This is a genomic window from Desulfobulbaceae bacterium (assembly GCA_015231515.1).
GTDB lineage: Bacteria > Desulfobacterota > Desulfobulbia > Desulfobulbales > VMSU01 > JADGBM01.
Genome location: JADGBM010000116.1, coordinates 1 through 8985 on the forward strand (window position 1 = coordinate 1; position 8985 = coordinate 8985).

The window sequence follows — 8985 nt, forward strand, 5'->3', positions numbered from 1 at the left end:
TGTATACTTCAAAGGCACCAATGACTTCACCATGTTCGTTTACCACGGGCAGGTACGTTTCAACAACATCAAGATCGTTTTTTTTCTCTCCAACCACGTCCTGGATAGAGTCTTTCCGGTTGAACGATGAGTTAACCTTGCCCTTCAAGGCATCTTGCAGCCGTAAATTTTTAGAGTCATCAATATTAACAATGGCGGTGTCAGTACTATATTTAATGATTCCATCTTTGGAAAATATTTTAATTTTAACGATACTCATCTTGCCGAGAATCGACCTTATTTCTTTATCGAATCGCAGATATTCCTCTGAAGAGGTTGGATCAAGAGTTTCTTCGGATGGTGTACTCTCAGCAACTAAGTTACTTGAAACAAGTATGCGGTCTGGTTGGATGGCGGACAGGACAACAACAGGTTTTTCCAATAGCGTCGAGAGGTTTTTTTGGGCAGCTTCAGCCGAGCTTTTATCGCCGAAAGTGCCGAGACGCACAGTATAATATTTGCCTATTTTCTCTACCCGAACTGGCATAGCAATCTGCTTTTTGGCAAGGGCGGCCGCAAGTTCGTTATATCTCTTTAACGACCCTGATTTGAGCGAAAAGGTGCCCGCCTGAATTGAATAGCTGGTCTTTTCTAACGTGGGGGTCGGTGAAGGTGCAACGTTATTTTCAAGGGAGTTCTTTTGTAATAATGAAAAGAGTTTATTCCCTTCCTGTTCCAGAAAAACTTTACTGAACATTACAGAGTCTCTCTCAGCCTCTTTGATGTTGGCCTTTTTTGAGATTGACTGTATACCAAGCCCACAAATAGCAATAATAAGCAGAAATGAAATTATAGAAATACCAACGAACAGCTTCAAAAGCTGTTTAGGGTTTTGTGATTGAGCTTTAATTAATTTCATTGAAGGCCTCGAAATTTAACTGCAATCATTACGAGATCGGTACGACGCGAAAACTATTTTTCCAAAAGATTTTTGTATCGTTTAAAGGCTGAATGTAACACGACACTACTGTCTTGTTCTTTCAGTAGCGCCGCTGCGATATTGACTGTATTTTTGGCAACTCTTGATGCCGGTGCAAAAAGGCAATATGGAGTCCGCCTGGCAATAGCGGCGCCCACGGTAGAGTCTCGTAAGATATAGCCGATATTTCCCACCGAGGCGCCAAGAAACTGCATGGCGCAATCAGAGAAACGTTTCCCAACCAGGGCCGCCTCTTTCAGAGAGGAAGCCATATTCACGATAGAATACTGCGGGCCTTTAAACCCCTTACTGTGCAACGCCTTAAACAACCCATAGGCGTCCGCCAGCGAGGTAATATCAGGGCTCAGGACATAGACAATTTCATCTGCGGCAAACAGGAAGTCCCGCACCTCAGCACCCATGCCGGCCGCGGTATCGACAATAATGATATCAGTACAACGCTCAATCTCCTCTAAAGCACCAATCATTTTCCGGCGTTGGGCAGAACTGCTGTCGGCCAGTTGAATAATCCCTGAACCACCGGCAACAATACCGATACCTTCGGGGCCAGACATTATCACATCGGAGATCTGCAAATCGGTGTTTATGAAATCGCGCAGAGTATACCTGGGTTGAACGCCGGCCAGCAGATGAATATTTGCCATTCCAAGGTCGGCATCCAGAACCAGAGCCATCTTCCCCATGCGCTGAAAGGAGAGAGCCAGGTTCAGGGCAATATTACTTTTGCCGACCCCGCCCTTGCCGGACGTGACGGCGATAACCCTGGCATACTGTAATTTTCTGGGCAGAGACTGCTCAACTTCGGAGATCTGGCCTGTGTGTAGTGCGTGGATTTTTATGAGGGCTTCTACTGCTTCGGCATTGAACAGGAGGCTATTGCCGTGCAGGATTTTGCCTGGGAGTTTGTCGGCATACTCTGACTCATAAAATCGAATCAGACTCTCTTCAAGAGAGGTTTGTGAAACTAACTGTTCAATGGATAACAATGATTTCATTATCCGACACCGCCAACTAATTTATTTCTTATATAGCCGACGTTGGCAACTGTCAGCAATGGCCTCTGCTGCCTTGGCAAGAACCGTTTCAATAACAAACGGCTTTTTAAGACAGGCGAACGCCCCCATGGCAACGGTCTCCTTAATCTCATCCAACGAGGCCAAGCCGGTAACAATAATAACAGGGATATCAGGATACTCAACCTTAACAAACTGTAGCACCTCAAGCCCGTCTTTTCGGGGCATACGAATATCAAGTAGAATAAGGTGGTACTTCTTATACCGCAAAAGACCGATTCCCTCAACCCCATCGTAGGCGCCATCAACTTCATAGCCTGCCGACTTCAGGCATTCCTGCAGCATCTCATTTAATATCTTCTCATCATCAACGACGAGGACTCGACAGACTTCATCGGCATCTGAATGGGTAACCTTTTGATCAACGGCCTTTTTCAGAGCCCGCAGACGACCACCCTGATCCACCGGCAGCAGGACTGTAAAGGTGGTGCCCTTACCAATCTCACTACTGACCCGAAGCGCCCCATGGTTCTGCTCCATAATGGAGTGAGAAATGGCCAGACCAAGTCCGGTGCCCTCACCTTCCTTTTTGGTGGTAAAAAATGGATCAAAGATTTTAGCCAGATTATCCTTGGCTATTCCCGTTCCTGTATCGGTGACCGTGACTGCTACCTGCCCATTGCTATTGGTCTCACCTCGCAAAATAATTTTGCCACCGCCCGGCATTGCATGATTGGCATTAATAAGCAGATTAATTAAAACCTGCTCTATTTGAGAGGCATCAACAAAAACATTGGGCAGATCTTTCGGGATGTAATTTTCGACTTCAATTTTGGCCGCCGGACTCCTGTCCGCCGAAAGGGCAAGCACCTTTTCCATCACAGCCCAGATATCGGTCTCACTGAGTTTGGGCTGAGTTGGCCGGGCAAACCCCATCAGATCGCCAATAATCTTTGATATTCGTTTTTCCTGGCCGGAGATAACATCCAGCCGCTCCTTTATATCAGTAGCACCTTCCGTCCGGCTAAGCATTTTCGACATGAGCTGAATATTAAGCGAAATAATTGTCAGCGGGTTATTGATCTCATGGGCAGCACCTGCGGCAAGTCGGCCAACTGTTGCCAGGCGATGGGAATGGAACAGCTGCCGCTGACTTTCTTCCATTTTGCGTGAGGTTTCAGCCATCTCCTTAGCCTGGACATGAAGATCCTTAACCAGCAAAATTCGCTCGATACTATTGGCCGCCGCCGATGAAAAAATCTCAAAATTACGGCTCAACCCTTCCATTTTCTCAAAAGCAGAGCCAACTCCCTGAAAATCGATCATCAACTCACCGATAATCCTTTCAGGCCGGCCATGACTTTTTTTATCAGCCACAAAAAAACTTGCCATGAACTCCGAACCAGCAACAATCTCAGCAACACCAGACTCCATTATGCTGCCCTGGTCAAACTCAACGCTGGCAAGCTTCAGGCGTTGAATAGCCTCTGATTCGATATCGGCATTGCCCCGCCCACTGGAGAGCTGCATCTGGTTATGGTTTGCCGGCACCACAAACTCATCAAAGCCATGCCTGTTGGAAACAACTCCAACAAACTGCTCTTTTTGCTTATCAATAACCATACAGAGAATCCGGGAAACGCCAAAGGCATCTCGTGCTGCCAGCAGAACCTCCTGAATCGCATCAGTAAGTGCCATCCCGCTCTTCAATCTGCGAGTCATTTTGTAAGTAGCGTCCAAAACCCTGTTCTCGCCCACAAGCTCCTTGTTCTGGCGATCAAGATTGATACTCATACTACCCAGGCTGGCATTTGCCGAGCTCACCAAATTTGTATAGTTATCCTTGTCATAAATCCCAAGAACCTTGCTCAGCTCCTCAACACGCTCTTTCACCTCAATAACTATTGCATCCACATCTTCAATCGATAGATTGTGATGAAGCATCATTTTCTCCATGGCATAGTGAAAATGCTCATGATCATAAGCATCAACGCTCAGAAAATAACTGGAGCCAATATGATGAGTTACACACAGAGCATCTGCAAACCTGATCACCTGAAAAAGATTTTTCTGTTCAGGTAAAATCGTTTCAAAGACCGGCTGATGATGAAGCCACATGGCCTTAACCAACTGTTCCGGGAACATCCACTGTTCGGCAACAAGTTTGCCAACCTCTGTGTGATTTGTGCCCATGACTTCATCTTCGAGATCAAGGGCAATCGGCTTAGAAACGCCGTAACCGCCCTGTTGTTCGAGCTCACCACAAACCCTGGCAAACTGTTCAGGTAGATGCAGATAGCAAACAAGCTTGCCGATATCGTGCACCAGTCCAGCTAAATAGGCCTCTTCAGGAACCGCAAAATACAACCTCTTCGCCAGAACTTCTGCAGCAACCGCCACCCCGATTGAATGAAGCCAGAAACTGACAAAATCATCCTTTTTCGAGGCCAGCTTGCCCTTAAAACAGTCAAAAACCGTCACCGACAGAATCAGACTTCGTATGGTGTTAAAGCCGAGCAATGATATTGCCCGTGAAATTGTTGTAACTTCGACCCGGGCACCAATAAAGGCCGAGTTAGCATAATGCAAAATTCTACCGGCTAGAACCTGGTCGTTTTTCAGCAGATCCGCCACCGACTCGAAACTTGATTCCTCACCCTCCAGCAACCGAATTGCCTCCATGGCAATGGCCGGCAGTGTCGGGATACTGTTAACATCAATGTGTTTATTAATCGTATGTCGTGTCATTGTTGATTCCATATAAAGAGATAATGACAGTGGTTGGTAACCGTTTGTTCACTGGCCTGTAACCAGGTTGACAGCCATTAATTTCTGAAATGATCGAATCCCGTAAAACCTACCTTTTTATCAAACGAAGCAGACTTTAAACTCACGCCCTGCTCTGCGACGATTTCACCTATGCAATAGATGGTCATACCACAACCCGAACGAACTTTACCACACAACTCTTCTTTGGCTGAAGCCGGGCTGGTAAACAACAACCGGTAATCCTCGCCGCCGCTGACAGCTAAATCCAGGCATGAAACATCGTAGGCGGCTGCCGCTGATTTTAAGGCATCCGAAACTGGGATACAGCCAGCATCAATCACGGCGCCGCAGGAACTTTCCTCACAGATATGCGCTAAATCGGTGCCAAGCCCGTCCGACATATCAATCATTGCTGTAACCAGACCCGAGCCCGACAGAATCAAACCCAGCGCAACTTCCGGCGTCGGATCAAGATGAGCCTTTATAAGCGAAGGCCAGGCCAGGACATCATGCTCTCCTGCGCCGGAACAGATCATCAAACCCCCGGCGGCATCGCCAAGCGTTCCACTCACCCAGACCAGATCGCCAACCTTGGCCCCTGATCGGTAAAGAATACAATCCTCACTCACTTCGCCCAAAACTGTTACCGAGACTGACATGTCAGAGCCACTTTTCACAGTATCCCCGCCAATCAATATGGCCCCAAAGGCTTTAGCCTGGGCCAGGAACCCATGTACAAAGGCCTCAAGAAAACTTTCGTTGCATTTTGCCGGCACTGCAATCGATAACAGTAAAAAAGTCGGTTGGCCGCCCATTGCGGCAATATCACTGATATTAACTGCGGCAGCCTTTTTCCCGAGCAAAGTCGGGGGATGCCAGCTTAAATCAAAATGGACACCCTCAACAAGAGAATCGACGCTGATCAGTCCCAATCTCGAGCTGTCAGCGCTATCGATTCTATAGACCGCACAGTCATCGCCAATACCCTTAACCAACAATTTGTTGTCAGGTATAATCTGCTCTCGGATATTTGAGATGAAATCACGTTCAGAAATCATTTAACTATACAGTAAACTGTTTGTACTGCCCCAGGTGGTTCACTCAGGATCAAAATCATTTGATCCGGCGTAACCCGCCTCGTTCTTTTATGGAAAGAGCTTTCTTAGTTGTTTTTTTGGGCGGCGTCGCCGCAGGGATATCTTCAGAAAAATCCAGTGCCTGAATAAATCGCCCCTCTCCGGCCATTGTGAAAATTTCCTGGCCTGTAAACTGAGGGTCGCGTAGTGTCCAGACCACCTTTTGAGGGGGAACACCAAGTATGGTTAAAGCGACATTCCACCATTCATCTTTGACAGTGGCATCCCGACTGATATCGCGGACCATGGCGTAAAAAACAGATTGTGGCTTTTCAACAGCAACGAGAACAATATCCCCGACCTCTGTTGTCGATTTAAATTTGATAACTTTTCGTAATTCTTTGACTATTTGATCCATAGTTTTTCTCTAGAAGCACACCTTGCATACCACAACGTAACACAACCCAAACAAATAACACCGAGAGTTCATATTATTTGTAAAACGACAATAATGTCAACAACTAACCTCAGTTACCAACAAATAATCAACAAATAATCAACAAATAATCAACTCGTAGTTAAGAAACCGGCCAGCACCTGACAGGCCAGTTCTAATTGGCGCAGCTCAATGAATTCATCGGCTTGATGGGCCTGGGCTGAATTTCCAGGGCCCCAGACCATACATGGCCCACGACCCTGTAATTGAGAGCAGTCGGTGGCAAATGGAACGGCCTTCAGTGTTGCATCAAGGCCGTTATGGAGTAGAGATCTTTGAAAGGACTTAACAAGAGCAGTTTCTGGATCGGTGTCAATTCCCCTGCCGGCAAATAGCGGAATAACCCGCCCCCTTGTGCCTACGATACGAACAATGGAGGCATGAATTTGGGCCGGACTCTGCACTGGCAACAAACGGATATCCACCAGGATACGATGTCTGGAGTCATCCTCTAAAATTTCGGTGCTATTCATAACAGCATTGCCCAGTTCAGGGTGACAACTCTGCTCTAAAACATGTTGAAAATCCCTTAGGCCAGCCATGATTTCCGACACCGGCAATACCGCCTCTTTTATGGCTAGAATACGACAACGATAGACACCTCTGTGGGCATAAACCGGCTGCAACAGGGTTGGTTCCATGCCAATACAGAGATCCCAACCCAAGGGGTTTTTTTTGGCCAGCACAGCAGAACCGGACATCGAGCACTCTTCATCAACCGTTGCTGCCAGTGTAACATCATACTTCAGCGAAGTCTTCTGCTGCTTGAGTTCGACCAGGACAGCAAGAATGGCGGCAAGTGACCCTTTATCATCGCATGAACCCCTCCCCCAGACCTTCCCATTTTTGAGCTCACCAGAAAAAGGGGCTACCATCCCTTTCGCACTGACAGTATCCATATGGGCTAGAAAAATAACCTTAGGCAACCCAGGATTAGAACACGATACAATAAAATTGTAGCGATCAGGAAGGGCCTCCTGAAGGTGCCAGTCCAGATCATGTTCACAGCATACGCGCTGCAAAACCGCCGCAACTCCAAACTCGGCGGACCCCGGAGTTGCAATAGCATCAGACGACTCACTCGGCACTCGCACCAACTCACGGGTCAGGCTGACAGCAGAGGCTATAATTTCATTCATAAGAAGTAAACACGGAGGGGCAAAAAAGGGGTAAGGCTACAATCAACTACCACCTAGCGGGTTTATTGGTCGATCTTTCGTACCTCAGCAACAAGCTGAACGATTTTATCAATATCTTTTCGACCGGGAGCAGTTTCAACTCCGGAGTTCACATCAACGGCGAATGGCCGTACAGTGGCAATAGCTGTACCGATATTTTCGGGCGTAAGCCCCCCTGCCAGGATAAATTCAGCCGGAATATCCATTTTTTCCAGCTGCTGCCAATCAAAAACTTCACCTGTCCCACCGGCCTTGTTTTTACTATAGGTATCAAAAAGAAAACCCTTTACAACATCAGCATAGACCGAGCAGGAAACACTCCCTTGGTTTTGCACCCTGAAGGCCTTGATAACCGGCGAATCAATGGTCTGGCAGTACTCAGGCGGTTCAGAGCCATGCAGCTGAATCAGTGACAACCCGCAGTATTGAGCAATATCATTTACCTCGAGGGGATCCTCATTCATAAAAACGCCAACAGCGTCAACAAGGGGAGGGAGTTTTCGAATAATTTCACGGGCCACCTCAGGGAGAATACACCTGGGACTCTCTTTAACAAAAATAAAGCCCAAGGCATCTACACCCTGTTCAATTATTGCCTGAGTATCACAATATTCAGTAATCCCACAAATTTTTATGCGCGTACGGTTTGCCATCTGAAACTCTCCGTCTTATCCCCCAAACAGTTCTTGAAGCCCTTGATTTCGATCAGCCGATCGCATCAGGGTTTCACCAATCAGAGCCGCCGTTACCCTGTGCTCTGCCAGTCGAATCATATCGCTTCTGTCTCGAATTCCAGATTCGCTGACTACTGGAATATCCGCTGGAACTTCTGCCATAACCCTGAAGGTTGTTTCAATATCAACCGTAAAATCATTGAGATTTCGGTTGTTTATACCAAGAAGATCGGTGCCGGCCTCCAGGGCCATCTGCGCCTCATACTCGTCATGAACCTCAACAAGAATGTCCATCCCGGCTTCACGGGCCTGGGCCAGAAAATCAACAATCTGAGCCTTTTCAAGAATAGCGGCTATCAGAAGGATAGCATCAGCACCGTAGAGGCTGGCCTCACGAATCTGCAACGCATCAATAATGAACTCTTTGCGGATAACCGGAAGCGCAACCACACTTCTAACCTGGGGGATATAGCTCAATGATCCCTGGAAAAAATCTACATCCGTCAGAACTGACAAGGCATGAGCCCCACCAGCCTGATACTCTTTTGCTATCTGAACCGGATCAAAATTCGGAGAAATTACTCCTTTTGACGGCGACGCCTTTTTTGCTTCAGCAATAATTGAAACCCCGGCATCAGCCAACAGGGCCGCCTTGAAGCCTCGGGGCCCAGCTATTTCACAGTCCGGCTCGACAATGCCGTTAGCTCGCAAGTGGGCTACTTCCTGTTTTTTTCGTGCAACTATCGTATCTAAAATCACCTAAACAACCTCAACTCACCCCGATAAACGGGATAAGTGCC

The 8985-nt window shown here is 47.3% G+C and carries 8 protein-coding genes; all 8 read right to left on the minus strand.

Going from position 1 to position 8985, the window contains the following annotated elements; all coding sequences use genetic code 11:
* Window positions 1-898 (minus strand): SPOR domain-containing protein (locus HQK80_13730; GenBank protein MBF0223262.1); only part of this gene is annotated, 898 nt, incomplete at its 3' end.
* Between the two features lie 53 nt (window positions 899-951).
* Entirely contained in the window at window positions 952-1974 is a 1023-nt protein-coding gene (locus HQK80_13735) for a MinD/ParA family protein (GenBank protein ID MBF0223263.1), read from the minus strand.
* Window positions 1975-1995: 21 nt separating this feature from the next.
* Window positions 1996-4740, minus strand: coding sequence for an HDOD domain-containing protein (locus HQK80_13740; protein MBF0223264.1), 2745 nt, complete (start codon window positions 4738-4740; stop codon window positions 1996-1998).
* A gap of 77 nt (window positions 4741-4817) precedes the next feature.
* Window positions 4818-5819, minus strand: coding sequence for a thiamine-phosphate kinase (gene thiL, locus HQK80_13745; GenBank protein ID MBF0223265.1), 1002 nt, complete (start codon window positions 5817-5819; stop codon window positions 4818-4820).
* A 55-nt stretch (window positions 5820-5874) separates the two neighbouring features.
* Entirely contained in the window at window positions 5875-6255 is a 381-nt protein-coding gene (locus HQK80_13750; GenBank protein MBF0223266.1) for a hypothetical protein, read from the minus strand.
* Between the two features lie 149 nt (window positions 6256-6404).
* Window positions 6405-7472, minus strand: a complete 1068-nt coding sequence (locus tag HQK80_13755) for a M20/M25/M40 family metallo-hydrolase (GenBank protein MBF0223267.1) — start codon at window positions 7470-7472, stop codon at window positions 6405-6407.
* A gap of 62 nt (window positions 7473-7534) precedes the next feature.
* Window positions 7535-8164, minus strand: a complete 630-nt coding sequence (locus HQK80_13760) for a phosphoribosylanthranilate isomerase (GenBank protein ID MBF0223268.1) — start codon at window positions 8162-8164, stop codon at window positions 7535-7537.
* A 15-nt stretch (window positions 8165-8179) separates the two neighbouring features.
* Window positions 8180-8944, minus strand: a complete 765-nt coding sequence (gene trpC, locus HQK80_13765; GenBank protein MBF0223269.1) for an indole-3-glycerol phosphate synthase TrpC — start codon at window positions 8942-8944, stop codon at window positions 8180-8182.
* Between the last annotated feature and the right edge of the window lie 41 nt (window positions 8945-8985).